Raw genomic sequence first — 25,397 nt, 5'->3', positions numbered from 1 at the left:
CCGTGCACGCGATTGACACAAATCAATGACGCCGCCGACCCCGCGCAAGACCATGCTGGCTTCCCAAGCTGGAACCTCCGCATGCAACTGGTGTGTCCCGCCGGCAACCTGCCGGCCCTGCAGGCCGCAGTGGATGCCGGTGCCAACGCGGTCTACGCGGGTTTCCGCGACCAGACCAACGCGCGCGCCTTCCCCGGGCTCAACTTCAGCGACGACGAGCTGCGCGCGGGCATCCGCTACGCACACGCGAAGAACGCCAAGGTGTACCTGGCGCTCAACACGTACCCCGACAGTGCGCGGCTGAAGGACTGGCATGCGGCGGTGGACAAGGCCGCCACGCTGGGCTGCGATGCGATCATCGCGGCGGAGATGGGCGTGCTGGATTACGCGGCGCGCACCCATCCGGGCCTGCCACGCCACCTCTCGGTACAGGGCTCGGCCACCACCGCACCGGCGCTGCGCTATGCCTACGAGCGCTTCGGCATCAGCCGCGCCGTGTTGCCGCGCGTGCTGTCCATCCAGCAGGTGGAGCGGCTGTGCCAGAACTCGCCGGTGGCGATCGAGGTATTCGCGTTCGGCAGTCTGTGCATCATGGTGGAGGGGCGCTGCCAGCTGTCCAGCTATGTGACCGGCGCTTCGCCCAACCGGCACGGCGTCTGCTCACCGGCAAAGTTCGTGCGCTGGGACGAACACGGCGACGGCAGCCGTAGCGTGCGGCTCAACGACGTACTGATCGACGAATTCAAGCCGGACGAGCCGGCGGGCTACCCCACGGTCTGCAAGGGCCGCTTCGACGTCGGCAACGAAATCTTCCACGCGCTGGAAGAACCGACCAGCCTCAACACCATGGAACTGCTGCCGCGCCTGAAACAGGCGGGCGTCGTCGCGCTGAAGATAGAAGGCCGGCAACGCGGCGTGGCCTATGTCACATCGGTCACGCGTACGTGGCGCAAGGCGTTGGATCGCCTGGCTGCCGATGAAGCGCGCTGGCAACTGCAGCCGGAGTGGCAAGCCGAACTCTCGCGCCACGCCGAAGGCCACCAGACCACGCTGGGCCCGTATCACCGCGCGTGGCATTGAGCCCGCGCGAACACCAATGGACTTGCCATGACTGACACCGTCGCCACGCCGGCCTACGCCACTGCACCCGAATTCCCGGTGACGCTCGAACAGCCAAACCGCGTGAAGCTGAGTCTCGGCCCGATGCAGTACTTCTGGCCGCGCGAGCGCACCCTCGCCTTCTACCGCGAGGCCATCCAGTGGCCGCTGGACATCGTCTATCTGGGTGAGACCGTGTGCAGCAAGCGGCGCGAACTGCGCACCGTCGAATGGATCGGGCTGGCCGAGGAACTGGCGGCGTCCGGCAAGCAGATCGTGCTGTCGTCCCTGGCGCTGATCGAGGCCGAGTCGGAGCTGGGCGTGCTCAATCGGCTGGTCTCACACGGCGGCTTCTGGGTGGAGGCGAACGACCTGTCGGCGGTGCAGTTGTGCCGCGAGCGCGGCACGCCATTCGTCGCCGGGCCGGCACTCAACGTCTACAACCACCGCGCGCTGGCGATGCTGGCCGAGGATGGCCTGCGCCGCTGGGTGCCGGGCGTGGAACAGGGCCACGCGCTCATCCGCGAGTTGAAGGACGCGTACGTGCAGGACGGCCACGCCATGCCTGAGCTGGAGGTGATCGCCTGGGGGCGGTTGCCGCTGTCGTATTCGGCACGCTGCTTCACCGCGCGCGCGCTGGACATCGCCAAGGACCAGTGCGGCTTCCGCTGCATCGACTACCCGGACGGGCTGCCGCTGGCCACGCGCGAAGGGCGCGCCTTCCTGCGCATCAATGGCATCCAGGTGCAGGGCGAGGAGATCACCGATCTCGGTCCGGAGCTGCCGGACCTGCGCGCGTTGGGGGTGGACATCCTGCGCCTGTATCCGCAGGCCGAGGGCATGGAGGCGGTGGTGCGGCACTTCAACCTGGCGCGCGACAGCCTGACGCCGCCACCACGCATTGGCCATCGCAACGGTTATTGGCACGGCGAACCGGGCATGCGCCCGGTCGCCGCCTGAGCCGTCAGACGCGGCCGAACACCAGGGTACCGTTGGTACCGCCGAAGCCGAAGCTGTTGGACATCACGGTGTCCAGCTGGGTCTCGCGGCTCTCGCGCACGATGGGGTAACCGGCGGCACGCTCATCGAGGTTGCTGATGTTGGCCGAACCGGCCATGAAGCCGTCACGCATCATCAGCAGGCAGTAGATCGCCTCGTGCACCGAGGCGGCGCCCAGCGAGTGGCCGGACAGCGCCTTGGTGGACGACAGTGCCGGCACGGCGTCGCCAAACACCTTGCGCACCGCTTCCAGCTCGGTCACGTCGCCCAGCGGCGTGGAAGTGCCGTGGGTGTTGAGGTAATCGATGGGGCGGTCGAGCCCGGCCATCGCCATCTGCATGCAGCGCACCGCGCCCTCGCCCGACGGAGCGACCATGTCGGCGCCATCGGAGGTGACGCCGTAGCCCAGCAGTTCGGCGTAGATCTTCGCGCCGCGCGCCTTGGCGTGCTCGTAGTCTTCCAGTACCAGCATGCCGCCACCGCCGGCGATGACGAAGCCATCGCGGTCGGCGTCGTAGGGGCGCGAGGCATTGGCCGGCGTCTCGTTGAACGAGGTGGACAGCGCGCCCATCGCGTCGAACTGGCAGGTCATGCCCCAGTGCACTTCCTCGCCGCCGCCAGCGAACATGATGTCCTGCGCGCCGTGGCGGATCATGTCGGCAGCCGCGCCGATGCAGTGTGCTGACGTGGCGCACGCGGCCGACAGCGAATAGCTGACGCCCTTGATGGCGAATGCGGTGGCCAGCGCGGCCGACACGGTGGAGCACATCGTGCGCGGCACCATGTACGGGCCAACCTTGCGGACGCCGCGGTTGCGCATGAGGTCGGCCGTTTCGATCTGCCACTGCGGCGAACCACCACCGGAACCGGCGATCACGCCCGTGCGCAGCTGGCTCACCTGCTCCGGCGTGAGGCCGGCGTTGGCGATGGCGTCGCGCATGGACACGGTGGCATAGGCCGCCGCATCGCCCATGAAACGCTTCTGCTTGCGGTCGATCTCGGCATCGAGGTCGATCTGCGGGATGCCGGCAACGTGGCTGCGCAGCCCCATTTCGGCATAGTCGGGTTGGAAGGTGATGCCCGCGCGCCCTTCGCGCAGCGAGGCCGACACGCTGTCCAGGTCATTGCCCAGGCACGAGACGATGCCCAGTCCGGTTACGACGACACGGCGCATTTCAGAAACCCTCGGTGGAGGAGAACAGGCCCACGCGCAGGTCCTTCGCGACATAGATCTCGCGGCCGTCCACCAGGGTACGACCGTCGGCGATCACCAGCTCCAGCTTGCCGCGCATCACGCGGCGGATGTCGATCTCGTAGCTCACGACCTTGGCGTCGGGCAGCACCTGGCCGCTGAACTTCACTTCACCCACACCCAGCGCGCGGCCACGGCCCGGGGCGCCCAGCCACGGCAGGTAGAACCCGGTGAGCTGCCACATGGCATCCAGGCCCAGGCAGCCCGGCATGACCGGATCGCCGAGGAAGTGGCATTCGAAGAACCACAGGTCCGGGTTGATATCCAGTTCGGCACGGATCACGCCCTTGCCGTACTGGCCGCCTTCGGTGGCGATGTGGGTGATGCGGTCGAACATCAGCATCGGCGGCGCGGGCAGGCGCGCATTGCCGGGTCCGAACATCTCGCCGCGGGCACAGGCAAGCAGCTGCTCGCGGTCGAGCGAGGACGGTCTGGTCATGGGGGAGTTCACCGTGGAAAAACGCGATTCTGGCGACAAACTTTCTAGGGCGTACTGACCTGCGTCAATGGCCAGTTTCCGTACGGATGCGTAGGTCAAACGCTTGTTTTTCCAGTTTCTGCACAACTGTACTGCTGCAGGCCGCGCCGGCATTGACTCTCACGTTCCACGGCCCGGCGGCGTTCCGTTCAGGCGGCGCGCCACGCATCTTTGGTCGCATGCCCGGCCGTGGGGCCATCGTCACGAAAATGCGCGCCCAGACTGCGCTGCCTGCGCAACGCTGCCCCGACCACCGAGCGGGCCAACGCCCCCTGCCAACCGACGTGTGCCAGGGCGTCACAGTCGCGCAATGCGACCTGCAACAACGCGCCCGTACGCAACGGCCCCATCGCCTGGGTCATCAGGCCACGCAACCGGTTCAGTGGCCCGACGTCGAGCGAGGGACCGCGATGCAGGAACTTGAAGGATCGTCCACCACTCGGGGCGCTGTCGGCATCACGGAGCGCTTGGGCCAATCGCTGTCCGAACACCACGCCCTCCAGCAATGAATTGCTCGCCAGACGGTTGGCCCCATGCACGCCGTTGCAGGCCACTTCGCCCACCGCATACAAGCCGGGCAGCGACGTGCGTCCGTCTGCATCGGTAGCGATACCGCCCATGTGGAAGTGCGCGGCAGGCGTCACGGGAATCGGCTGCAGGCGGGGATCGATGCCGTGTGCGAGGCAGGCCGCCAGCACGGTGGGAAACGCGCTTTCGAAATCGTCACCGACGTGGCGCGCATCCAGCCATGCGCCGCCGGCCTCGCAGGCGGACCACACCTGGCGCGCGACGACATCACGGGGCGCGAGGTCGCCCAAAGGGTGCACGCCGGCCATCAACGGTTGCCCGTGCATGTCCAGCAGGCGCGCGCCGGCACCGCGCAGCGCCTCTGTCACGAGCGGCAGGCTGTGCACGCCCGGCATGGCCAGCGCCGTGGGGTGGAACTGCACGAACTCGAGGTCACGCGTGGCCGCACCTGCGGCGAGGGCCAGCGCAAGACCGCTGCCATCCGCATCGGCGGGATTACTGGTGTGTGCAAACAAGCCGCCAACACCCCCGGTGGCCAACACCACCGCGCGGCCCTCCACGGCGGACTGGCTGCCATCGGCGCGAGTGACGCACACGCCACAGACATGGCCGTTGCGCAGCATCAGGCCGTCCACGTCGACGCCCGCCTGCCTTTCGATGTGTGGCGCCGTGCGCGCGGCTGCCACCAGGGCCGCCATCACCCGCGCGCCGGTGGCGTCGCCGCCTGCATGGACGATGCGCGGGCGGTCGTGCCCACCTTCCCGCCCCAGCAGCAATGCACCGCTGTTGTCGCGATCGAATACGACACCTCGTTGCTGCAGCCATTCGAGCGCCTGGACGGCACCGCTGGTCAGCAGTTCGACCATGGCCCCGTCGTTGTGGTGGCTGCCCGCCACGCAGGTGTCATGCGCGTGCGCAGCCGTGCTGTCACCCGGCGCAATGGCGGCGGCAATACCGCCCTGCGCCAACGTGCTGGCCGCGCCGTTGCTGCCGGGGCTGCGCGTCAACAGCAGCACGGGCGCGGGCGCGGCGGCCAACGCGGTGACGAGGCCGGCGATACCACCGCCCACCACGATGATCGGCGCGGAGGTTTCCATCAGACGCGTTCGCGGCGCCCCACCGCCAACATGCGCTCCAGCGCGCGGCGCGCACGGACGGCGACATCCTCGGGCACGTGCACTTCATGCTTCAGGTCTCTCAGGCACGCGTGGATGTTCTGCAACGTGATCCGCTTCATGTGCGGGCACAGGTTGCACGGCTTGATGAACTCCACCTGCGGGAAGCGATCGCGCAGGTTGTCGGCCATCGAGCACTCCGTGATCATGGCCACCCGCTGCGGTTTTTCCTTGGCCAACCATTGGCCCATCGCGCTGGTGGAGCCAACGAAATCCGCCTCCGCCAACACCTCCGGCGGACATTCCGGGTGCGCCACGATCTTCGCGTCGAAGCGCTCGCGCGTATGGCGGGCTTCCATTGCGGTGAACTTCTCGTGCACCTCACACTGGCCGTGCCACAGCACCAGCTCCACGTCGGTCTGCGTGGCCACCCATGCGCCGAGGTAACGATCGGGCAGGAAGATGACCTTGCCCATGCCGAACTCGGTGGCCACCGCGTCCACCACCTGCACGGCGTTTGCGGAGGTGCAGCAGGCGTCGGACTCGGCCTTCACCGCGGCCGACGTGTTGACGTAGCTGACCACGGGCACGCCCGGGTGCTGGACACGCAGCGCGCGCACGTCGTCGGCGGTGATCGACGAGGCCAGCGAGCAGCCTGCCTCCAGGTCGGGGATCAGCACGGTCTTGCCGGGCGCCAGGATCTTGGCGCTCTCGGCCATGAAGTGGACGCCGCACAGCACGATGAGGTCGGCATCGCAGTCGGCCGCCGCCTGCGCCAGCGCCAGCGAATCGCCGGTTACGTCGGCCACGCCGTGGAAGATCTCGGGCGACTGGTAACTGTGGGCCATGATTTTGGCGCCGCGCTCGCGCTTGAGCCGGTTGATGGCATCGATCCACGGCAGGTGCAGGGGCACCTCCAGGCACGGCACCAGTTGCTCGAGCTTGGCGCTGAGATCCGTGTACTGCTCGGCCAGTTCAGGGGTCCATTGCGGTCGGGCGGCGGTTGGGGCGTTGTCGGACATGGCGTGCTGGGAATCCATCAAGTGCGATCAACCGCAGCGACGATGCGTCACCGGGTTGCCGTGGTGTGCGTTCAAGTGCGGGTCGCCCGTTGGCGGATGCGGCCTTCAGGTATTCGGGGTTGTGCTGGCCCGGTAGGCGCTGCGGGCCGCATTGGCCAGACGCGCGCCGCGATTGAGCGCAATGCGCAGTCCGAGGGGCACCCGCTCCCACGGCAGGCGATCGAGCAGGTTGCGAGCGGTCAACCCCAACTCGGTGTCACCCGTGAGGACGAGCCGCCGCTGGAAGAACAGCGTATCCGCATCTTCCAGGCGCCCGGCGAGCAGCAACAGGTCGGTGACGGTGCCGCGCACGGTTGCTTCGGCCGGCGCATCGACCACCACCAACCGGGGACCTTGCAGCTCCACCACCCAGCGCAGGCCGAGGTCGCTGACTTCAATGCCCAGCCGGCGGCCGTCCATGAATTCAAGCGCCCCGCCCGCCAAGGGACCTGCCAGCACCTTGGCCATGGCGCGCTCCAGCAACCGCCGCTGCATGGCGGGGGGCACGGCGCGGAGCACCGGTGCAACGCGGCGCGGCGGGGGAATCAAACGCAACAGGCGGTGTGCCGACGTGGGCACGAACTGGGGTCGAGTGTGCATGGTGGACACGATCATGCCGCCCCTGCCCCCCACACTACCTTGATCCGGATCAGTTGCGAGTCCCTGTTCGCGACACGCATCACCGATGGCCAGCCCGACAACCCCCATGGCAACCTCCGGGGCCAAGCCCAGTGCCGACGCCAGCGCCGCGGCGCGCGCCCGTACCCGTTGCTCGCGCGCGGGGTCGCGCCCCTGCCCACCCGTACGCGCCTTGAGCCGCCCGGCCATGCGCGCCAGGCGCGCGCGCGCCGCAAGCAGCACCACCAGCCCATCGTCGATGCCGTCGATGGCCAGGCGCACCTGCGCCAGCCCGGGTGTGCGCTCACTCATTCCGTTCTCCCTTGTTGAGCGCGTGGGCAACCGGCAGAACGTGCGCCATGTAGACGGCGTCGGCTTCGGCGACATCGAAATCGGCGTGTTTGCGTTTGCGCACGCCGTAATCGGACAGCACCAGGTGCCGATCGGCCGTCACCCCTGCATTGGCCAGGCAGGCAGACACGCAGTGGAGGACGCAACCGTCCAGGGCGAGGATCGCCCGGCCGCTCCGGGCGGTGCGAACCAGGCCGGCCACGCCCCCGCCCACCCCCGCGATGCACGACATTTCCGCCTCGCCGGCACGATCCAGGCGCAAGGCCAGTTGGTTGGCCATCTGGGCCGCACTGGAGCAGCCGGAACATGAGTAGACCAGCGGTAAGGATTTGCTCATTTGCGCTCCTGCAGTTGCCAAACGAACCGTCGGCTGCGCCAACCGACGCCGGACAACGCGGCCAGCATGGTGCCGTGCGCCAGCAGCAATGCACCACCAGCCACACGGGCGGCAGCTGACACCGGCAGCAGAACCGCGATCAACAACGCAACGGCAGCCGCGAGATGAAGCAGCAGCACCGTGTACTTGTCCCGCTCCGGCATCAGCAATTGCACCCCCGGCAGGCGCACGCCCTTGCCGCAGTGACGGTGCAGGCCAATCCACCCCAGGAACGCGACGATCTCCAGTTGCATGCCGACAACCAGCAGGGGCAAGCCAATACCAATGGCCAACACCCCCACCAGCACTGCATGCGCGTCGCCGGCCAGCAGCAGGGACGCGCTGGCCGCCAACGCGATAAGCCCGGCGGCCCAGAACCCCGTCAGCGGCGCCTTGCGCAGGCGCTGCGCACGCATCTGCAACAGCAACCCGGTGGCCGCGAAGACCAAGCCAACGCCACCAACCGAGATCCGGAGCCAAGGCGATGCAACTCCCCGAAACGCAGCAATCACCCCAGCCACCAGGACCACGTAGACACCGGCATGCCACAGCCCTTGCGCACGCTCGCGCGGAGCCGTCAGCCCCTGGAACATTGGCCCCACCAGTCGCGCCACCGACGCCATCAACGCCACGACCCAACCCAGCATGCCCCAGGCGGCGTGGGCATCGGTCAATGGCAACACGGGCATCGTCACCGCGCCGGACAGATCCAGTGTCAGGCACAGGCCGAGCAACGCCGTGACCACACCCGCCACGATGGCGCCACCGAGTCCGCAGCGCAGGAAGCGTTGGCCCGCGGCATGGAGCATGCCGGGCAACACCAGCGACGCCAGCAGGACGAAAGCCGCCAACAGTGGGACACCGCCCCACCAGGCCGGCCACGCCTGCGGCCAGCGGAACGCCACGACCAATGCGAACGCGCCCAGGTTCAACAGGCCGTATAGCGATAGCGCGGCGAATCGGCCACCGCGGATGCGCACACCGGCAGCCACCGGCAGGAACTGCAACAGGCTGCCGAACATCGCATTGCCCAGGAATCCAAGGGTGAACGCGTGCACCATCGCCAGCGTGGCACCACCCCATCGGGACGCGAGAACGGGCGCGCCGTCGCACAGCAACAGCACGCCCGCCACGCTCGCCCAAGCCGACGCGGTCAGCAGGAACAGCCGCGGCGTCGACGGCGCCGGCGCCTGCTCAATCGAGAGCTTGGCCATCCGCCGCCGGTCGCTGGATGGCGACCATCACGCCACCATCCGCCGCCGATTCGGCCTGCCACCGCAGGCCACGCGCCGCCAATGCATCCAGCAGCGGCGTCGGCAACAGCGGGGTCAGCACTTCGACCCGTTGGCCCGGCTCCAGCGCATCAGCGGCGGCGAGTGCCTGCAGCAACGGCTCGGGGGCAGGCAATCCGCGCAGGTCGAGCCGAGTCACTGGCCACCGCCCGCAAGCATGTGCGAACCCCGCCACTCCACCTGCAGCCACAGCTTGGTGGTGTCGCGCGAGAAGCCATCAGCCTGGTAATCGGCCACCTTGACCAGCCCGGCCAATCCACCGGGCAGCGGGAACCCAAGCGACGCATTCCACTCACGCCCGTAACGGCCACCGGTGTCAGCTCGGTAGTCATGCCACGCGACCATCCAGTTGAGCTTGCCGTCCAGCCGCCCACGCCCGAACTTGCCGCCCGCGCCCGCATAGCGGTCTTCCAGCCCCCCTGCCGGCGTGACCAGGAACTGGTCTGCCCAGCCATTGAAGGCATGCAGCGTGGCCAACGGCGCCTGCATAGCGGTTACGCCATCGCCCCCCAGATGCTCCCAACCGACGCGCGCGGTGACCTTGCCCTGCGTCCACGTCGGCTCCAGCAGCCAGTAGTCATGCGAGAAGTCACCCGGATTGTCCGCATGGTCGGTCTGGCGTGCGGCCTCAAGGATCCAGCCCGGTCCGCGGCCGTCGCGCACACGGCTGCCCGTCCAACGAGCGCCATAGGTATTCGTGGAGGCACTGGCCACGTCCTGGTCATGATGCAGGTAGGCGTACCCGACGAGCTGCTGCGACGCGCCCTTCCACGCACCGTTGAACAGATGGTCATTGAGATCACGCTCGCGCGCCAGCGGGTTGAGCGCGTCGTCACCCGCAACGCGATGCACCTTGTCGAGCCAGTGGTAGCTGAGCGTCACCGCAGCCGCGGGCTTCCATTGCAATGCGACCGCGTCAAAGGTCTGCTCGTTCTGCCGCCATCCCACGTTGCCTACCCAGCGCTGGTTGTCCAGCGTGATGCGCTGCCGGCCCAGCGTCGCGCCAGCGGTGTTGCCTTTCCATGCCAGCCACGCCTGGTTGAGTTCGGTACCGGTGGGGTCCAGCACGCCGGGATAGCCGGTTTCGCCGTTGGCGCCGCTGTTGTAGTGGTCGTTGGCGGCCGCAACGCCCTCGCCTTCCACGAGCGCCGAAAAGCCCGGGCCGAACGCCGCACGCAGGGCTGCACGCAAACGCACGGTGGACGCCTGCGCCTTAACATCAAATCCGCTATCGTCCACCTGCTCGTGCCGGGCCCTCAGGTCCCACTCGAGTTGCAGGCTGGAGTCCGCAAGCACAGGGAGAGGAGCAAGCACCAGCACGACCGCCGCCAGGGGGCGGCATTCCTTGCGTTTCATGGTTGTTGGCCCGTGATGAATTGGCGCGCAGCCTACGCCGGCCCCACGGCCCCGCCTTGACCGAAGTCAAGCCACCCACCGGTCCACCCCGGCTGGACGCGTAATTTGATTCTGATCATGTATGCCGCCGTCACCGCGCGGCAGTCTTGCCACCGTAGGCCATGTGGCCATTGTTGAAGGGGATGTTCATGAGACGTGTCACTCAGTCGCTGGTCCTCGCAACCGCAGCGCTCGCCATGACGCTGACGGGCTGCGACAGCAGCAAGGAATCGGGCAAGGACACCGCCAAGGCTGAAGCAGCCAAGGACACCGGTGGTTCGCGCAAGGGCGATTTCGGTCCGCCGCAGGGCGAGCCGGTCAAGGCCGTGCTGACCCAGCCGCCGATGGTGCCGCCGGCCACTGGCCGTACCGCACCGGCCAAGGTCATCGTCGAGCTGGAAGTGATCGAGAAGGAGATGCCGATTTCGGAAGGCGTCAGCTACACCTTCTGGACCTTCGGCGGCACGGTGCCGGGCAGCTTCATCCGCGTGCGCCAGGGCGACACGGTGGAGTTCCACCTGAAGAACGCGCCTGACAGCAAGATGCCGCACAACATCGACCTGCACGGCGTGACCGGTCCGGGTGGCGGCGCCGCCTCCAGCTTCACCGCGCCGGGCCACAAGTCGCGCTTCACCTTCAAGGCCCTCAATGCCGGCCTGTACGTGTACCACTGCGCCACCGCGCCGGTGGGCATGCACGTGGCCAACGGCATGTACGGCCTGATCCTGGTCGAGCCGCCGGAAGGGCTGCCGAAGGTCGACAAGGAGTACTACGTGATGCAGGGCGACTTCTACACGAAGGGCAAGTACCGCGAGAAGGGCCTGCAGCCGTTCGACATGGAGAAGGCGATCGAGGAGCACCCGACCTACGTGCTGTTCAACGGCGCCGAAGGTGCGCTCACGGGTGACAAGGCCCTGACCGCCAAGGTTGGCGAGACCGTCCGCCTGTACGTGGGCAACGGTGGCCCGAACCTGGTGTCGAGCTTCCACGTCATCGGCGAGATCTTCGACAAGGTCTGGTACGAAGGCGGCACCCACTTCCAGGAGAACGTGCAGACCACGCTGATCCCGGCCGGTGGCGCCGCGATGATGGACTTCCACCTGGAAGTGCCGGGCAGCTACGTGCTGGTCGACCACTCCATCTTCCGCGCCTTCAACAAGGGTGCCCTTGCGATCCTCAAGGCCGATGGCCCGGAGAACAAGGAAATCTACTCGGGCAAGGAAGTGGACGAGGTCTACCTGGGTGACCGCGCGCAGCCGAACATGGCCGCCGTTGCCACCGCCGCCGCTTCGGCCAAGGCCGGTGCGCTGACCAAGGAAGAGCAGATCAAGGCCGGCCAGGCGCTGTTTGCCGGTACCTGCTCCACCTGCCACCAGGCCAATGGCCAGGGCCTCGAAGGCGTGTTCCCGCCGCTGGCCAACTCGGACTACATCAAGGCTGATCCCAAGCGCGTGGCGAGCGTCATCCTCCACGGACTGGTGGGCCCGGTGAAGGTCAACGGCAAGGACTACAACTCCAACATGCCGCCGATGAACCAGCTGACCGACGACGAAGTGGCCAATATCTCCACCTACGTCCTCAACAGTTGGGGCAACCCGGGTGGCCAGGTCACCAAGGCCGACGCCGCAGCCGCCCGCAAGGCCGCCCCGACCAACGCATCGGGAGGTCACTGAGCCATGCGCCGCCTGGCAGCGATACTCCTGATGGCACTGCCCGTCGCCGGCGTCCTCGCCGCCGGCCCCGGGGGGTACGTCACGCTGCCGGGCGGCACATTCCGCTCGGCCCTGAAGTACGAGGACAGCAACAGCCAGGTACGCATCAAGCCGTTCCAGATGATGCGCACCCCCGTCACGAACGCCGAGTTCCTGGCGTTCGTGAAGGCCAACCCGCAGTGGCAGCGTGGCAAGGTCGCCGGCGTCTTCGCCGAGAACCGCTACCTGTCGCACTGGGCCGGCCCACAGGCACTGGGCCCCAGCGCCCAACCCCAACAACCGGTGGTGTGGGTCAGCTGGTTCGCCGCTGACGCGTACTGCCAATCGCAAGGCGCGCGCCTGCCCACGTGGTCCGAGTGGGAGTACGTGGCCGCCGCCGACGAGACCCGCCGCGACGCGCGCCGCGACCCCGCCTGGCGCGAACGCATCCTCAACTGGTACTCGCGCTCCTCCAAGACCGCCCTGCCCCGCGCCGGCCTGCAGGCGCCCAACACCTATGGCGTGCAGGACATCCACGGCCTTGTGTGGGAATGGACCGAGGACTACTCCGCCATGCTGGTGGACTCGGACAACCGCAACCAGGGCGATGCAGACAAGACCCGCTTCTGCGGCGCCGGCGCCCTGTCGATGAACGACCGCGACAACTACGCGGTACTGATGCGCGTGGCGATGCTCTCGTCGCTCGGCGGGCAGGACACCACCGGCAACCTCGGCTTCCGCTGCGCCAAGGACGTGAAATGAAGACTTTCCTGCTGGCCGCACTCGCTCCTTTCGCCCTCGCCTTCGGACTGGCACAGGCCGCGCCCAAGTCCGCGCCGCTGCCGTCGGATTCGGTGTACCAGCTCAACGCGCCGCTGGTGGACCAGCAGGGCCGCAAGCTGCGCCTGGCCGACAAGCGCGGCAAGGTGCAGCTGGTGTCGATGTTCTACACCTCGTGCAAGTTCATCTGCCCGCTGATCATCGACAGCGGCAAGGCCATCGAGCGCTCGCTGACGCCCGCCGAGCAGCAGAAGCTGGGCATCCTGCTGATCAGCATGGACCCACAGCGCGACGACCCGACCAAGCTGGCCACCGTGTTCAACAAGCGCAAGCTCGACCCGGCGCGTTGGACGCTGGCCAGCCCCACGCCCGGCGACGTGCGCGCCATCGCGGGCGTCCTTGGTATCCGCTACCGCCAGCTTGAAGACGGCGAGTTCAACCACACCAGCGCGCTGGTGCTGCTGGACGCCAATGGCCGCGTACTGACCCGGACCGAGCAGATGGGCACGCGTCCGGATCCGGAGTTCGTTGCCGCCGTGCGCAAGGCCCTTGCGGCCCCGGCTGCCAAACCCAAGCGCTAGCCGGAGGCCAGGCGACCCAGCGTCGCCACCGCCTCGGCCATCCGCGCGTCGAAGGGATGGCCGCAATTGAGCCGCAGGCAGTGGCCGAAGCCACGACTGGGCGAGAACATCGGCCCTGGCGCCAGGCTCATGCCATGGGCCAACGCCCGTTGCCGCAATGCCAATGCATCGCTGCCGGCGGGCAACTCCAGCCAGAGGAAATAGCCGCCCAAGGGACGCGTCACGCGCGTTTCCACCGGGAACGCCTCGGCAATCGCCGCCACGTACTGCGCCTGCTGCTGCGCCAATCGCTCACGCAGGCGGCGCAGGTGCCGCTCGAACCCGCCCCCTTCCAGATAGCCGGCGATGGCCAATTGCGCCGGCACATTGGTGTTGAGCGTGGAGGTGAGCTTGTTCCGCGCCACGCGCGTGCGAAAACGGCCCGGCGCCACCCACCCGATCCGGTACCCCGGCGCCAGGCACTTGGAAAACGACCCGCAGTGCAACACCAGCCCATCGCGGTCATAGGCCTTGGCCGGCGGTGGCCGCACGGGCTGGTGGTGCAGGTCCGCGTAGACGTCGTCTTCCACCAGCGGAATCCCATTCCGGGCCAGCAACTCCACCAGCGCGCGCTTGTTGGCGTCGGGCATGGTGCAGCCCAGCGGGTTCTGGAAGGTCGGCATCAACCAGCACGCCTTGGGTGCGTGCCGCGCGATGGCTTGTGCCAGCGCGTCAAGATCCACGCCCTCGCGGGGGTGCGTGGGCACCTCGATGGCTTGCAGCCCTTTGCGCTCCAGCACCTGCAAAGTGACGTAGAAGCACGGCGACTCCACCAGCACCGCATCGCCGGGCTTCGTCACCGCCGCGATGCTCAGGCTCAAGGCCTCCATCGCGCCGTTGGTGATGATGATGTCGTCGGCCGACACATCAATGCCCTCCACCAGGTAGCGCCGCGCGATCTGCCGGCGCAGCGAAACCTGCCCGGGGGTCAGGTCGTCGACCGTGCTCCACGGGTCCAGATGCGTGGCCGCCTTAGCCAACGCACGGCCCAACCGCTGCAGCGGAAACAACAGGGGACTGGGAAAGGCGGAGCCGAAGGGCACCCGGTCGCGGTCCATGCTCGATTGCAGCACCTGGAACACCAGGTCGCTGATGTCCACCGGCCGCGACGCCCCGTCCGGCCGCGAGGCAGCCTCGGGCTCCGGCGGCAGGCGCACCGGCTCACGGGCGACGTAGTAACCCGACCGCGGCCGCGACTCCACCAGCCCGCGGCCTTCCAGCAGGTAATACGCCTGGAACACGGTGGACGGGCTGATCTTCCGCGCCGCGCAGGTCTCCCGGACCGACGGCAGGCGCTCGCCGGGTTGGAGCAGTCCGCTCTGGATGGAGCGGGCGATGTCGTCGGCGAGGGTTTCGTAGCGCTTCAAGGCAAACTGATATGGTTTTTTCGCCTAATTCTGATTCTACAAGGACTGATACGGTCGGCGTATCCTGTCCTCCCCCGCCCCGAGATGCGCCCGTGAACCCGGAGATCGAGCTCAACCTGGCCCTGATCCTGTTCATTCCATGGTTTTCGATCCTGGCCGTGCTGTTCTGGTGCTTCCCGCGCCGGCCACGCAATGCGGCACGCACGGCCTTCGACTCCATCTCGCTGATCGGCGCGACGGGAGCTGCGTTCGCGGGCATGCACTGGAGCATGCTCAATGCCGACCCCAGCCATGGCGCAATGTGGAAGCAGGTCCTGGCGACCTCAGTGGCCTACGGACTGTTCCTTGGGGTGATGACGGCGGCCTTGCTCCTGCGCTGGCGCTGGTTGCGCAGCGCCGCGGGTTGACCGCTCCAATGCCCCCAGGCCGCTCGGCGGCCATGAAGCCGTGCTCCATACGTTGGTCACTTGATCTGGATCAAGTCCCCTGCCGCACGCCCCCGCAAAATATCGTTAACCCTCGTCGAAGGTATTCCCATGACTTATAACGATGTCTCGCGCCCCGGCAGCGCGGGCGCCGGCTTGGCCGGTTACTACAACGACCGCGTGGTCCGGCAATTCGCCGTCGCCACCGTCCTGTGGGGCATAGTCGGCATGCTGGTGGGCGTGATCATCGCCGCCCAGCTGTACTGGCCCACGCTGGGTGAAGGCATTCCGTGGCTCAGCTACGGCCGCCTGCGCCCGCTGCACACCAACGCGGTGATCTTCGCCTTCGGTGGCTCCGCGCTGTTCGCCACCAGCCTGCACGTGGTGCAGCGCACCTGCCACGTCCGGCTGATCTCGGACAAGCTGGCCGCCTTCGTGTTCTGGGGCTGGCAGGCGGTGATCGTGTCCGCGGCCATCACCCTGCCGCTGGGCATCACCCAGAGCAAGGAGTACGCCGAGCTCGAATGGCCGATCGACATCCTGATCACCATCGTCTGGGTGGCCTACGCGGTGCTGTTCTTCGGCACCATCGCCAAGCGCAAGGTCAAGCACATCTACGTCGCCAACTGGTTCTACGGTGCGTACATCATCGCCATCGCGCTGTTGCACATCGTCAACAACCTGGCGCTGCCGGCCAGCCTGACCAAGTCGTACTCGGCCTACACCGGCGCCGTCGACGCCATGGCGCAGTGGTGGTACGGCCACAACGCGGTGGGCTTCTTCCTGACCGCCGGCTTCCTGGGAATGATGTACTACTACGTTCCCAAGCAGGTGCAGCGCCCGATCTACTCCTACCGCCTGTCGATCGTGCACTTCTGGGCGCTGATCGCCGTGTACATGTGGGCCGGCCCGCACCACCTGCAGTACACCGCGCTGCCTGACTGGGCGCAGTCGCTGGGCATGGTGTTCTCGCTGATCCTGCTGGCCCCGTCGTGGGGTGGCGCGATCAACGGCGTGATGACCCTGTCGGGCGTGTGGCACAAGCTGCGCACCGACCCGATCCTGAAGTTCCTGATCGTGGCCATCTCGTTCTACATGATCGCGACCTTCGAAGGTCCGATGATGTCGATCAAGACGGTCAACTCGCTCAGCCACTACACCGACTGGACCGTGGGCCACGTGCACGCCGGCGCCCTGGGCTGGGTGGCCATGATCTCCATCGGCTCCATCTACGCGCTGCTGCCGCGCATGCTGGGCCTGAAGGAGATGTACTCCACCAAGCTGATCGACACCCACTTCTGGATCCACACCATCGGCGTGGTGTTCTACATCGCCTCGATGTGGATCGCGGGCGTCATGCAGGGCCTGATGTGGCGCGCCACCAACGACGACGGCACGCTGACCTACACCTTCGTGGAGGCGCTGAAGTTCACCTATCCGTACTACCTGGGTCGCCTGTTCGGCGGTCTTCTGGTGCTGTCCGGCATGTTGCTGATGGCCTGGAACGTGTGGAAGACCTACCAGCAGGTCAAGGAAATCGCCCCGCAGCCGCTGCTCCCGCCCGACGTCGCCGACGCGCGCGCCTGAGCCCGAGGACCCGACATGAGCAACAACAACCCCAACGTCCATGAGAAGGTCGAGAAGAACGTCGGCCTGATGGCGGTGCTGATCGCGGTGGCCGTGTCCTTCGGTGGCCTCGCCGAGATCGTGCCGCTGATGTTCCAGGCCGAGACCATCCAGCCGCTGCCGGGCGTGAAGCCTTACCCGGCGCTGCAGCTGGCCGGTCGCGACGTGTACATCCGCGAGGGCTGCTACAACTGCCACTCGCAGATGGTCCGCACCCTGCGCTTCGAAACCGAGCGCTACGGCCACTACTCGCTGGCGGGCGAGTCGGTCTACGACCGTCCGTTCCAGTGGGGCTCCAAGCGCACCGGGCCCGACCTGGCGCGCGTGGGCGGCCGCTACTCCGACGACTGGCACCGCGTGCACCTGATCAACCCGCGCGACGTGGTGCCCGAGTCCAACATGCCCAGCTTCCCGTGGCTGGCCAAGAACCAGGTCGACGGTGCCCAGATCACCCAGCACATGCGCACCCTGCAGAAGCTGGGCGACCCGTACTCCGACGCGGAGGTCGCCAAGGCCGCCGCCGACGTGCAGGGCAAGACCGAACTCGACGCCGTGGTCGCCTACCTGCAGGGCCTCGGCAAGCACGCCCCACGAGGAGGCTGACCATGGTGTCCGGCATCGTCACCGCCATCCTGCTGCTGACCTTCATCGCCGGATGGGCGTGGGTCTGGAGTCCGCGGCGCAAGCGTGAATTCGACGAGGCAGCGCAGCTGCCCCTCAACGACAACGATCTGGAGAACAGCCGATGAGCACTGGCTGGTCGTGGTACATCATCGTCATTGCGGCGATCAACATTGCCGGTTACACGTGGCTGCTGTGGTGGACGGCCAAGCGCCGCCCCGGCGACCCCAAGCCGGAAGACACCAGCCATGTCTGGGACGGCGACATCACCGAGTACAACAAGCCGCTGCCGAAGTGGTGGATCAACCTGTTCTACATCACCATCGTCTTCGCGCTGGGTTACCTGACCTGGTACGGCGGCTGGGGCAACTACGACGGCACCAGCAAGTGGTCGTCCAAGCAGGAGCATGCGCAGGACAAGGCGCGCGAGGACGCCAAGCTGGAGAAGACCTTCGCGCCGTACCAGGGCCAGTCGATCGACGTGCTGGCCAAGGACCCCAAGGCGGTGGCGCTGGGCCGGTCGATCTTCGGCAATACCTGTTCCACCTGCCACGGCGCGGCGGCCACGGGAGCCATCGGCTACCCCAACCTGACCGACAAGATCTGGCACTGGGGCGGCGCACCGGAGCAGGTGCTGGAGACGGTGCTCAATGGCCGTGAAGGCGTGATGCCGGAGTGGGGCAAGGTGCTGACCGGCATGGGCGGCGACAACGCGGTGGACTACGTCATCGCGTACGTCCGCACGCTGAGTGGCCAGGGCAGCCTGCAGAACGACTTCATGGCCGCCCGCGGCAAGACGCTGTACGACGGCGTCTGCGTGGCCTGCCACGGCGTGGACGGCAAGGGCAACCAGGCCATGGGCGCACCCGACCTGACCGACGACTACTGGTTGTACGGCGACAGCAAGGAAAGCCTGCGCCAGACCATCTCCACCGGCCGTCATGGCATCATGCCCGCACACCGCGAGCTCCTTGGCGAAACCCGTTCGCGTCTGGTGGCGGCGTACGTGTGGTCCCTGTCCAACACCGCCTCCGGAAGCGCGAACCCGCAATCCGGACAGCAGGCCCAATGACGGACTTCACCCAGCCCCGTTTCGACCACGAACCGCGGCCGATGGCCCAGAGGATCGGCGCGATCCTCTGGCCCAGCTTCTTCGCGGCCGGCGTGTCGACGATGGTGTTCTTCGCCTTCGTCGACCCGCTGGCGCTGCGGGACATGACGTTCCCGCAGATCGAGATCAGCCGCGGGCTGGGTTACAGCATCGGCTTCTTCATGTTCTGGCTGGCTACCGCGTCGGCCAGCTTCTTCACCTGGATCCTGCTGCGTCCGGCCAGCCGCTTCAACAAGCCGCTGCCGCCGGAATGACCGGAAGGCAATGAGCAAGAAAATCCCCCTAGACCTGCTCGATGACGGAGGCTCCGGCCCCTATATCAGCGAGCGGAAGATCTATCCGCGCGACGTGTCCGGACCGCTGAACCGCCTTCGGGTGGCAGCGGTCTTCTGGCTGCTGGGCATGTTCTACCTGTTCCCGTGGCTCAGTTGGGACGGCCGTCAGGCGGTGCTGTTCGACCTGCCGGCGCGCAAGTTCTACGTCTTCGGGCTGACCTTCTGGCCGCAGGACTTCCTGTTCCTGGCGCTGCTGCTGATCATCGCCGCGATGGCGCTGTTCTTCTTCACCGCCCTCGCCGGCCGCCTGTTCTGCGGGTATGCGTGCCCGCAGACGGTGTGGACCGAGGTGTTCCTGTGGATGGAGAGCGCCATCGAGGGCGACCGCCACAAGCGCATGAAGCTCGATGCAGGCCCCTGGACCCGCGAGAAGGTGCTGCGCAAGGGCAGCAAGCACGTGGTGTGGCTGCTGTTCGCACTGTGGACCGGCTTCACCTTCGTGGGCTTCTTCACGCCCATCAAGGACTTGGCCGCACGCGCGCCCTTGGGCTGGGGCGGCTGGGAAACCTTCTGGGTGTTCTTCTACGCGCTGGCCACTTGGGGCAACGCCGGCTTCCTGCGCGAACAGGTGTGCAAGTACATGTGCCCGTACGCGCGCTTCCAGAGCGCGATGTTCGACCGCAACACCCTGATCATCGCCTACGACCCGATGCGCGGCGAACCGCGTGGCCCGCGCAAGCGCGGCCTGGTCAGCAGCGTACTGGAGCGCGGCCGCGGCCTGCTCGACCAGCTCACGGCCTACGACTACGTGTTCCGCGCCAGCCGCCACCCCAGCGCGGCCGACCAGCAGGCGCAGGCGCGCGGCACCATCACCCTGGCCGGCGCCGGCGCCGAGGCCGCCCCTTTGCCCAAGTTCGCGCCGGAAGAACTGGGCGACTGCATCGACTGCACCATGTGCGTGCAGGTCTGCCCCACCGGCATCGACATCCGCAACGGCCTGCAGTACGAGTGCATTGCCTGCGGCGCGTGCATCGACGCCTGCGACGACATCATGGACAAGATGGGTTACCCGCACGGGTTGATCCGCTATTCCACCCAGAACGCCATCGACGGCAAGTCCACCCGCGTGCTGCGCCCCCGCATCTTCATCTACGGCACCCTGCTGCTGGGCCTGATCGTGGCCTGGGCCTGGGGCGTGGGTACCCGCAGCCCGCTGATCGCCGAAGTGCTGCGCGACCGCAATGCGCTGTTCCGCAGCGTGGGCGAACAGACCGAGAACGGCTACACGCTGAAGGTGATCAACAAGACCGACAAGCCGCAGGCCTACACGCTGACGCTGGAAGCCGACACCGCGGGCATCACCCTGCCTGGCGCGCCGGTCACCATCAAGGCCACGCCGCAGGAACTGGTTTCGCGCGCGGTGACCCTGTCCGCGCCGGCCGACGTGCATGGCCGGCATGACGTGCGCTTCGTGATCACCGGTGCCGATGGCGCCACCCGCGAAGTCGTCAACTCCACCTTCTTCGGACCCCTGCAATGAGTGACAAGCGTTCCCCGTGGCGGGAGCCGATCGTGTGGCTGATCGTCGCGCTGCCCGCGGTGGCGGTGATTGGCGGCATCGTGATGGTCGTGGTCTCCAGCCGCGCCGGCAACATCGATGCGGTGTCTGACAACGTGCAGCGCACGGCGCAGATCCAGACCACCGACCTGGGCCCCGACGAGCGCGCCAAGCAGCTCGGCCTGGGCGCGGTATTCCGTATTGCCAAGGACGGGGTGCAGGTATTCCCCGCCAGCGGCACCTTCGATCGCACGCAGACCCTGCACCTGGCGTTGCAGCACCCCAACCGCGGAGAGGAAGATCTGAAGGTCGACCTCAAGCCGGACGAACTGGGCTGGAGCGCACCGCTGGACGTGGACGGTGGCCATGACTGGAGCCTGCAGCTGACCAGCGCGAGTGGCGACTGGCGCCTGCGCGGCCGCCTGCCCCGTGGCCAGCAGGCCGCGCACCTGGGCTCCTCGCTCGCCGAGCAGTGAACAGTCCCGCCTGTAACGCCTGCTACCACTGCGGAGAGCCCCTGCCCCACGACGCGGTCCGCCTGTCGGTGGATGGCGTGGAGCGCGGATTCTGCTGCACGGGCTGCAGCGCGGCCGCAGCATGGATCGAAGACGCTGACCTGGGCGATTACTACCGGCTGCGCAGTGATGCCGCCTCGCGGGTGGATGTCGTAGCGGCGGACTACCGCATCTGGGACCGCGAGGACGTGGTCGGCGGACACACCCGCGACATTGCCGGCGGCCGCGAGATCACCGTACTCACCGACGGCATGCGCTGCGCCGCCTGCGCGTGGCTGATCGACCGCGCACTGCAGCGCCAGCCCGGCGTGCTGGACGCCGGTGCAAACGCGGTGACCGGCCGCATCCGTATCGGTTGGGACCCGGCGCGCACGACCCTGTCGGCGCTGCTGGCCAAACTCGCGGCCCTCGGCTATCGCCCGTTCCTGGCCTCGGGCGAGGAAAGCGAACGCCAGCGCCGGCGCGAGCGCAACCGCTGGCTGGTGCGCATAGGCCTGGCCGGTCTCGGCTCGATGCAGGCAATGATGTTGGCCGAGGCGCTCTATCTCGACACCGCCAACCAGATGAGCATCCCGACCCGCGACTTCTTCCGCTGGGTGACGTTCCTGGTATCCACGCCGGTGGTGTTCTATTCCGGCTGGCCGTTCATCAGCGGCATGTGGCACGAATGGCGCGGCCGCCGGCTCGGCATGGACACGCTGATCGCCAGTGCCACGCTGCTCGCCTACGCCGCCAGCGTGATCGAAACCATCCGCGGCGGCCCGCACGTCTGGTACGACGCGGCGGTGATGTTCGTGTTCCTGCTGCTGGTCGCGCGCATGCTGGAGCAGCGCGGACGCAACATCGCCAGCGCGCAGGTCGATGCGTTGGCGCGTGCGCGACCCACGCTGGCCACGCGCGAAGGCGCCGATGGCCAACCAGAACAAGTGCCGGTCAACGCGCTGCAGGTTGGGGACATCGTGCGCGTCGCCGCCGGCGAGCCGATGCCTGCCGACGGCACGGTGCTCGACCATGCCGCCGCGGTGGACGAATCCCTGCTGACCGGCGAATCGACGCCCGTATCGAAGGCCGTGGGTGATGCGGTGTTCGCTGGCAGCTACTGCCGCGAGACCACCGCGCGCATGCGCATCTCCGCCATCGGCGCACAGACGCGGCTGTCGCAACTCACCCGACTGGTGGAACGCGCACAGGGCGAGCGGCCGCCGCTGGCCCGCACCGCCGACCGCATCGCCTCGTGGTTCGTCGCGGCCCTGCTGCTGGTGGCCGCGGTGGTGTACGCGGGCTGGCGCGTTTACGACCCCTCGCGCGCGTTCGAGGTGCTGCTGGCGCTGCTGGTGGTGAGCTGCCCGTGCGCCTTGTCGCTGGCGATCCCTGCGGCACTGGCAACCGCCCACGGCGCGCTGGCGCGGATGGGCGTGCTGGCGTTGCGGCCCGGCGCATTGGACACCTTGGCGCGCGTGGACCATGTGGTCTTCGACAAGACCGGCACGCTCAGCGATGGCCAGCCGGCCATCGAACGCGTCGAGTCGCTGACCGAGGTGTCAGCGGATACGGCACTACAGATCGCCGCTGCGCTGGAACAGGGCAGCCGCCACCCCATCGCACGTGCGTTCGACCCCGTGACCAGCCCATTGATCGCACAACAGGTGCGCAGCGTGCCGGGCCAGGGCGTCACCGGCATGATCGACGGTCGCGAATGGCGGCTGGGACGCGCTGGCTTTGCCGCGGGCAGCACCGATGACGAGGCTGTGTGGCTGGGCGATGGCCAACGCGGTATCGCACGTTTCCACCTGCGTGAGCGTCCGCGCGACGATGCGGGCGAAGCGCTCGCAGCACTGCGCGCGCAAGGCTTGACGATCGGCCTGTGCAGTGGCGACGCGCCCCAGCCGGTGCAACGTTTCGCCGACGCCTTGGCCATCGCGCAACCACTCGCGCGGCAGACACCGGAGCAGAAGCTCGCGCACGCCCGCGCACTTCAGCTGGACGGCCATGTCGTGGCTATGGTCGGCGACGGCCTCAACGATGCCCCGGTACTCGCCGGCGCCGACGTGTCGCTGGCCATGGCCGACGGTGCCGCGCTGGCGCAACGCGCCGCCGACCTGGTCATCACCGGTGGTTCGCTGCAGCGCATCCCGCAGGCCATCGAACTGGCACGGCGCACGCGCAGCATCATCCGCCAGAACCTGGCTTGGGCCATCGGCTACAACCTGTTGGCCCTGCCCTTGGCAGCGGCCGGCATGGTGACGCCGTGGATCGCCGCACTCGGCATGGCGCTATCCTCGTTGCTGGTAACCCTCAACGCATTGCGGCTGGCCCGCGGAGTACGGCGATGACCATCCTGCTGTTGTTGATCCCCATCAGCCTGGCGTTGCTCGGCGTGGCCGTGTGGGCGTTCGTGTGGGCGGTGCGCGGCGGGCAGTTCGACGACCTGGACAGCGCCGCGCTGGACATCCTGACTGAGGATCGCCCGCCCGCCGCCGGCGCTGTGCACGCTGGTCGCGACAACGCCCGGAGTGCCCGCCCCACCCCCGCGGACTCGCCCGACGACCATGCCGATTGACTGGCTGGCGGTTGCGGCCGCCTTCCTCACCGGCCTGCTGGGCAGCGGGCATTGCGCCGCGATGTGCGGCGGCATCGCCACCGGTTTCTCGGCCACGGCGGCGCGGGCCAGTTGGGCACATGCAGTACAGACCAACCTCGGGCGTGTGCTCGGTTACGTGCTGGCCGGCATGGTCGCCGGCGGCGTCGGCCATGGCATCGTCCGCGTCTTCCGCATCGACTGGCTGGCGACAGGCCTGCGCATGGCGGTCGGTGCGGTACTGGTGCTTGCGGCCCTGCGGCTGCTGGACCGCCAGGGCAAGCTCGCCTTCCTGTCGCGCCCGGGCGCCCTCGTCTGGCAACGCCTGCGTCCGCTGCAACAACGGCTGCTGCCGGCCAACACCGCGCCCAAACGCATCGGCCTGGGCGTGCTGTGGGGCTGGCTGCCCTGCGGCCTCAGCGGCACCCTGCTGACGGCTGCGTGGCTGCAATCGAGCGCGCTGCACGGCGGCCTGACCATGGCGGCCTTCGGGTTGGGCACGTTGCCGATGATGGTGCCGCTGACCTGGTCAGGCGCGCGGCTGGGTGGCTGGCTGGCGCGGCCGGGCGTTCGCTACGGCGCGGCGATGCTGGTGCTGGCGGCGGGGGTGATGACCCTGGCCGCCCCGTGGCTGATGCGGGTTCCGCAGTTGCACGGCCTGCTGGCCGCGCTGGGGTGTCGCAGCCTCCCGGGCTGACCGGAAGGCCGGTTTGCTTCAGCCCTGTGAACGGGCGGCGCAGCGACGACCGGCGGAAGGCGGAGTCTGCTCGCCATGCGCGCAGGCATCCAGCGCATCCGCGCTGAGCACTTCGATGCTACGGCCGTGCACGTGGATGATGCCGTCGTCCTGCAAGCGCCCGAAGGCGCGGCTTACGGTCTCCAGCGCCAGCCCCAGGTACGCGGCGATGTCCTCGCGGCTCATCGGCAGTCGGAACACGTCATTGCGCTGGCCCAGGATTTCCAGGCGCTCGCGCAGGCCCATCAGGAACATCGCCAGCCGCTCGTGCGCCTGCCGGCGCAGCAGCATTGCCATGTGGTCCTGGTCGCGGCTCACGCTCTGGCCGATGACGCGCATCAGCTGGAACTGCAGCCCGGGAATATGGCTGGCGATTTCCGTCAGCCGGTCGAAGGGAATCTCGCAGACGCTGGAGTCCACCAGCGCGATCGCCTCGCAACGGTGCTGGCCATCGCCCAGCGCATCCAGGCCGATCAGCTCGCCGGGCATGTGGAAGCCGACGACAGTCTCGTCGCCTTCGCGCGAAATGCTGATGGTCTTGAAGGCGCCCTCGCGGGCCACGAACACGCAGTCGAGCTTGTCACCATGGTGGAACAGGCGCTCGTTGCGGCTCAGCGGCCGGCGGCGACGCATGATGCTGTCGAGCTCCGCCAGTTCCTCACCGGTGATGCCTGCGGGCAGGCACAGCTCCTGCAGCGAACAGTGCGAGCAACTGCGGCGCAGTCGCGCCAGGTCGACGACTTCGGATTGGCTCATGCGTTCCGGCCGCCCGATGCGACCCTTCTCCGTCATGGATTCGTGACTTGGTACACGTGCATTTTGCCGGTATTGCCGGGCAAATGTCCGCCGAAGTCTCATCGGCGAGGCACGTGTTCGATTTTCAGTACTCAACCAACTGAACCGGCACAGTCAGCTAGGGGATAGTGCGACT

Annotated in this window: 27 protein-coding genes; 16 read left to right on the top strand and 11 right to left on the bottom strand. The window is 67.8% G+C overall.

Annotation, left to right across the window (positions count from 1 at the left end; translation table 11 throughout):
* The first annotated feature begins 81 nt into the window (after nt 1-81).
* Nucleotides 82-1,080 carry a ubiquinone anaerobic biosynthesis protein UbiU gene (gene ubiU / locus N800_RS12325; RefSeq protein ID WP_036139094.1) on the top strand — a complete coding sequence of 333 codons (999 nt, stop codon included), beginning with the start codon at nt 82-84 and terminating at the stop codon, nt 1,078-1,080.
* Nucleotides 1,081-1,107: 27 nt separating this feature from the next.
* Entirely contained in the window at nt 1,108-2,058 is a 951-nt protein-coding gene (locus tag N800_RS12320; RefSeq protein WP_198032544.1) for a U32 family peptidase, read from the top strand.
* A gap of 4 nt (nt 2,059-2,062) precedes the next feature.
* Here the strand turns inward: N800_RS12320 and fabB are convergent, their stop codons facing one another.
* The 9 genes from fabB to N800_RS12275 form a co-directional block, all read right to left on the bottom strand.
* The gene (fabB, locus tag N800_RS12315; RefSeq protein WP_036139045.1) at nt 2,063-3,271 is read right to left on the bottom strand and encodes a beta-ketoacyl-ACP synthase I; all 1,209 of its coding nucleotides are present in this window, start codon (nt 3,269-3,271) and stop codon (nt 2,063-2,065) included.
* A gap of 1 nt (nt 3,272) precedes the next feature.
* The gene (fabA, locus tag N800_RS12310; protein WP_036139041.1) at nt 3,273-3,788 is read right to left on the bottom strand and encodes a 3-hydroxyacyl-[acyl-carrier-protein] dehydratase FabA; all 516 of its coding nucleotides are present in this window, start codon (nt 3,786-3,788) and stop codon (nt 3,273-3,275) included.
* Between the two features lie 188 nt (nt 3,789-3,976).
* The gene (nadB, locus tag N800_RS12305; protein ID WP_052108218.1) at nt 3,977-5,452 is read right to left on the bottom strand and encodes an L-aspartate oxidase; all 1,476 of its coding nucleotides are present in this window, start codon (nt 5,450-5,452) and stop codon (nt 3,977-3,979) included.
* Nucleotides 5,452-6,492 carry a quinolinate synthase NadA gene (gene nadA, locus N800_RS12300; protein ID WP_036139039.1) on the bottom strand — a complete coding sequence of 347 codons (1,041 nt, stop codon included), beginning with the start codon at nt 6,490-6,492 and terminating at the stop codon, nt 5,452-5,454. Before nadA ends, nadB begins: the two co-directional genes overlap by 1 nt.
* Before the next feature lie 105 nt (nt 6,493-6,597).
* Complete coding sequence (ubiT, locus tag N800_RS15430; RefSeq protein WP_052108217.1) at nt 6,598-7,461, bottom strand: ubiquinone anaerobic biosynthesis accessory factor UbiT; 864 nt, start codon at nt 7,459-7,461, stop codon at nt 6,598-6,600.
* Nucleotides 7,454-7,837: a putative zinc-binding protein gene (locus N800_RS12290; RefSeq protein ID WP_036139036.1), complete on the bottom strand. Its 384-nt coding sequence runs from the start codon at nt 7,835-7,837 to the stop codon at nt 7,454-7,456. Before N800_RS12290 ends, ubiT begins: the two co-directional genes overlap by 8 nt.
* On the bottom strand, nt 7,834-9,090 hold the full coding sequence (locus N800_RS12285; protein WP_036139034.1) for a hypothetical protein: 1,257 nt from the start codon (nt 9,088-9,090) through the stop codon (nt 7,834-7,836). Before N800_RS12285 ends, N800_RS12290 begins: the two co-directional genes overlap by 4 nt.
* Nucleotides 9,071-9,307 carry a DUF2249 domain-containing protein gene (locus tag N800_RS12280; protein ID WP_232227643.1) on the bottom strand — a complete coding sequence of 79 codons (237 nt, stop codon included), beginning with the start codon at nt 9,305-9,307 and terminating at the stop codon, nt 9,071-9,073. The genes N800_RS12285 and N800_RS12280 overlap by 20 nt, the downstream gene beginning before the upstream one ends.
* The gene (locus tag N800_RS12275; RefSeq protein WP_036139029.1) at nt 9,304-10,524 is read right to left on the bottom strand and encodes an alginate export family protein; all 1,221 of its coding nucleotides are present in this window, start codon (nt 10,522-10,524) and stop codon (nt 9,304-9,306) included. The genes N800_RS12280 and N800_RS12275 overlap by 4 nt, the downstream gene beginning before the upstream one ends.
* A 188-nt stretch (nt 10,525-10,712) precedes the next feature.
* On the opposite strand from N800_RS12275, the gene nirK reads away from it, so the two are divergent.
* Genes nirK through N800_RS12260 form a run of 3 tightly spaced genes read left to right on the top strand, consistent with a single transcriptional unit; the run spans nt 10,713 to nt 13,615 of the window.
* On the top strand, nt 10,713-12,236 hold the full coding sequence (nirK, locus tag N800_RS12270; RefSeq protein WP_036139085.1) for a copper-containing nitrite reductase: 1,524 nt from the start codon (nt 10,713-10,715) through the stop codon (nt 12,234-12,236).
* Nucleotides 12,237-12,266: 30 nt separating this feature from the next.
* Nucleotides 12,267-13,016, top strand: coding sequence for a formylglycine-generating enzyme family protein (locus tag N800_RS12265; protein ID WP_232227641.1), 750 nt, complete (start codon nt 12,267-12,269; stop codon nt 13,014-13,016).
* Nucleotides 13,013-13,615: an SCO family protein gene (locus N800_RS12260; protein ID WP_036139022.1), complete on the top strand. Its 603-nt coding sequence runs from the start codon at nt 13,013-13,015 to the stop codon at nt 13,613-13,615. The genes N800_RS12265 and N800_RS12260 overlap by 4 nt, the downstream gene beginning before the upstream one ends.
* Here N800_RS12260 and N800_RS12255 read toward each other — a convergent pair.
* Nucleotides 13,612-15,021, bottom strand: a complete 1,410-nt coding sequence (locus tag N800_RS12255; protein ID WP_036139020.1) for an aminotransferase-like domain-containing protein — start codon at nt 15,019-15,021, stop codon at nt 13,612-13,614. The genes N800_RS12260 and N800_RS12255 overlap by 4 nt on opposite strands.
* A gap of 92 nt (nt 15,022-15,113) precedes the next feature.
* On the opposite strand from N800_RS12255, the gene N800_RS12250 reads away from it, so the two are divergent.
* From N800_RS12250 to N800_RS12205, 11 genes are all read left to right on the top strand, one after another.
* Nucleotides 15,114-15,428: a hypothetical protein gene (locus N800_RS12250; protein ID WP_052108215.1), complete on the top strand. Its 315-nt coding sequence runs from the start codon at nt 15,114-15,116 to the stop codon at nt 15,426-15,428.
* Nucleotides 15,429-15,557: 129 nt separating this feature from the next.
* Nucleotides 15,558-17,033, top strand: coding sequence for a cytochrome-c oxidase, cbb3-type subunit I (gene ccoN / locus N800_RS12245; RefSeq protein WP_052108214.1), 1,476 nt, complete (start codon nt 15,558-15,560; stop codon nt 17,031-17,033).
* A 15-nt stretch (nt 17,034-17,048) separates the two neighbouring features.
* Nucleotides 17,049-17,675 carry a cytochrome-c oxidase, cbb3-type subunit II gene (gene ccoO, locus N800_RS12240; RefSeq protein ID WP_036139018.1) on the top strand — a complete coding sequence of 209 codons (627 nt, stop codon included), beginning with the start codon at nt 17,049-17,051 and terminating at the stop codon, nt 17,673-17,675.
* Between the two features lie 2 nt (nt 17,676-17,677).
* The gene (locus N800_RS15700; RefSeq protein ID WP_084087610.1) at nt 17,678-17,821 is read left to right on the top strand and encodes a cbb3-type cytochrome oxidase subunit 3; all 144 of its coding nucleotides are present in this window, start codon (nt 17,678-17,680) and stop codon (nt 17,819-17,821) included.
* Complete coding sequence (ccoP, locus tag N800_RS12235) at nt 17,818-18,765, top strand: cytochrome-c oxidase, cbb3-type subunit III (protein ID WP_036139015.1); 948 nt, start codon at nt 17,818-17,820, stop codon at nt 18,763-18,765. The genes N800_RS15700 and ccoP overlap by 4 nt, the downstream gene beginning before the upstream one ends.
* On the top strand, nt 18,762-19,058 hold the full coding sequence (locus tag N800_RS12230; protein WP_036139013.1) for a hypothetical protein: 297 nt from the start codon (nt 18,762-18,764) through the stop codon (nt 19,056-19,058). Before ccoP ends, N800_RS12230 begins: the two co-directional genes overlap by 4 nt.
* A 10-nt stretch (nt 19,059-19,068) precedes the next feature.
* Nucleotides 19,069-20,619, top strand: coding sequence for a 4Fe-4S dicluster domain-containing protein (locus N800_RS12225; protein ID WP_036139011.1), 1,551 nt, complete (start codon nt 19,069-19,071; stop codon nt 20,617-20,619).
* The gene (locus tag N800_RS12220) at nt 20,616-21,113 is read left to right on the top strand and encodes a FixH family protein (protein ID WP_036139008.1); all 498 of its coding nucleotides are present in this window, start codon (nt 20,616-20,618) and stop codon (nt 21,111-21,113) included. Before N800_RS12225 ends, N800_RS12220 begins: the two co-directional genes overlap by 4 nt.
* Nucleotides 21,110-23,485 (top strand): heavy metal translocating P-type ATPase, encoded by a 2,376-nt coding sequence (locus N800_RS12215; RefSeq protein ID WP_036139005.1) that lies wholly within the window; start codon nt 21,110-21,112, stop codon nt 23,483-23,485. Before N800_RS12220 ends, N800_RS12215 begins: the two co-directional genes overlap by 4 nt.
* Nucleotides 23,482-23,712: a cbb3-type cytochrome oxidase assembly protein CcoS gene (gene ccoS, locus N800_RS15695; protein WP_084087608.1), complete on the top strand. Its 231-nt coding sequence runs from the start codon at nt 23,482-23,484 to the stop codon at nt 23,710-23,712. Before N800_RS12215 ends, ccoS begins: the two co-directional genes overlap by 4 nt.
* On the top strand, nt 23,702-24,427 hold the full coding sequence (locus N800_RS12205) for a sulfite exporter TauE/SafE family protein (protein ID WP_036139003.1): 726 nt from the start codon (nt 23,702-23,704) through the stop codon (nt 24,425-24,427). The genes ccoS and N800_RS12205 overlap by 11 nt, the downstream gene beginning before the upstream one ends.
* An 18-nt stretch (nt 24,428-24,445) precedes the next feature.
* Here N800_RS12205 and N800_RS12200 read toward each other — a convergent pair whose 3' ends face one another.
* Nucleotides 24,446-25,222 carry a helix-turn-helix domain-containing protein gene (locus N800_RS12200; RefSeq protein ID WP_198032543.1) on the bottom strand — a complete coding sequence of 259 codons (777 nt, stop codon included), beginning with the start codon at nt 25,220-25,222 and terminating at the stop codon, nt 24,446-24,448.
* Nucleotides 25,223-25,397: the final 175 nt, after the last annotated feature.

It is taken from the genome of Lysobacter daejeonensis GH1-9 (genome assembly GCF_000768355.1).
In the GTDB taxonomy this organism is placed as follows: Bacteria; Pseudomonadota; Gammaproteobacteria; order Xanthomonadales; family Xanthomonadaceae; genus Aerolutibacter; species Aerolutibacter daejeonensis.
Note: the sequence above shows the minus strand (reverse complement) of the source record. Positions and strands in the feature narration are given on the sequence as shown.

Excerpts from the sequence above, each read along its gene's own strand:
- N800_RS12225 (WP_036139011.1), top strand. The coding sequence starts at position 19,069 with ATGAGCAAGAAAATCCCCCTAGACCTGCTCGATGACGGAGGCTCCGGC.
- ccoN (WP_052108214.1), top strand. The coding sequence starts at position 15,558 with ATGACTTATAACGATGTCTCGCGCCCCGGCAGCGCGGGCGCCGGCTTG.
- N800_RS12285 (WP_036139034.1), bottom strand. The coding sequence starts at position 9,090 with ATGGCCAAGCTCTCGATTGAGCAGGCGCCGGCGCCGTCGACGCCGCGG.
- nadB (WP_052108218.1), bottom strand. The coding sequence starts at position 5,452 with ATGGAAACCTCCGCGCCGATCATCGTGGTGGGCGGTGGTATCGCCGGC.
- N800_RS12275 (WP_036139029.1), bottom strand. The coding sequence starts at position 10,524 with ATGAAACGCAAGGAATGCCGCCCCCTGGCGGCGGTCGTGCTGGTGCTT.
- nirK (WP_036139085.1), top strand. The coding sequence starts at position 10,713 with ATGAGACGTGTCACTCAGTCGCTGGTCCTCGCAACCGCAGCGCTCGCC.
- N800_RS15700 (WP_084087610.1), top strand. The coding sequence starts at position 17,678 with ATGGTGTCCGGCATCGTCACCGCCATCCTGCTGCTGACCTTCATCGCC.
- N800_RS12265 (WP_232227641.1), top strand. The coding sequence starts at position 12,267 with ATGGCACTGCCCGTCGCCGGCGTCCTCGCCGCCGGCCCCGGGGGGTAC.
- fabB (WP_036139045.1), bottom strand. The coding sequence starts at position 3,271 with ATGCGCCGTGTCGTCGTAACCGGACTGGGCATCGTCTCGTGCCTGGGC.
- N800_RS12220 (WP_036139008.1), top strand. The coding sequence starts at position 20,616 with ATGAGTGACAAGCGTTCCCCGTGGCGGGAGCCGATCGTGTGGCTGATC.
- N800_RS12230 (WP_036139013.1), top strand. The coding sequence starts at position 18,762 with ATGACGGACTTCACCCAGCCCCGTTTCGACCACGAACCGCGGCCGATG.
- N800_RS12260 (WP_036139022.1), top strand. The coding sequence starts at position 13,013 with ATGAAGACTTTCCTGCTGGCCGCACTCGCTCCTTTCGCCCTCGCCTTC.
- N800_RS12320 (WP_198032544.1), top strand. The coding sequence starts at position 1,108 with ATGACTGACACCGTCGCCACGCCGGCCTACGCCACTGCACCCGAATTC.
- fabA (WP_036139041.1), bottom strand. The coding sequence starts at position 3,788 with ATGACCAGACCGTCCTCGCTCGACCGCGAGCAGCTGCTTGCCTGTGCC.
- ccoO (WP_036139018.1), top strand. The coding sequence starts at position 17,049 with ATGAGCAACAACAACCCCAACGTCCATGAGAAGGTCGAGAAGAACGTC.
- ubiU (WP_036139094.1), top strand. The coding sequence starts at position 82 with ATGCAACTGGTGTGTCCCGCCGGCAACCTGCCGGCCCTGCAGGCCGCA.
- ccoS (WP_084087608.1), top strand. The coding sequence starts at position 23,482 with ATGACCATCCTGCTGTTGTTGATCCCCATCAGCCTGGCGTTGCTCGGC.
- N800_RS12290 (WP_036139036.1), bottom strand. The coding sequence starts at position 7,837 with ATGAGCAAATCCTTACCGCTGGTCTACTCATGTTCCGGCTGCTCCAGT.
- N800_RS12200 (WP_198032543.1), bottom strand. The coding sequence starts at position 25,222 with ATGAGCCAATCCGAAGTCGTCGACCTGGCGCGACTGCGCCGCAGTTGC.
- N800_RS12205 (WP_036139003.1), top strand. The coding sequence starts at position 23,702 with ATGCCGATTGACTGGCTGGCGGTTGCGGCCGCCTTCCTCACCGGCCTG.
- nadA (WP_036139039.1), bottom strand. The coding sequence starts at position 6,492 with ATGTCCGACAACGCCCCAACCGCCGCCCGACCGCAATGGACCCCTGAA.
- ubiT (WP_052108217.1), bottom strand. The coding sequence starts at position 7,461 with ATGAGTGAGCGCACACCCGGGCTGGCGCAGGTGCGCCTGGCCATCGAC.
- ccoP (WP_036139015.1), top strand. The coding sequence starts at position 17,818 with ATGAGCACTGGCTGGTCGTGGTACATCATCGTCATTGCGGCGATCAAC.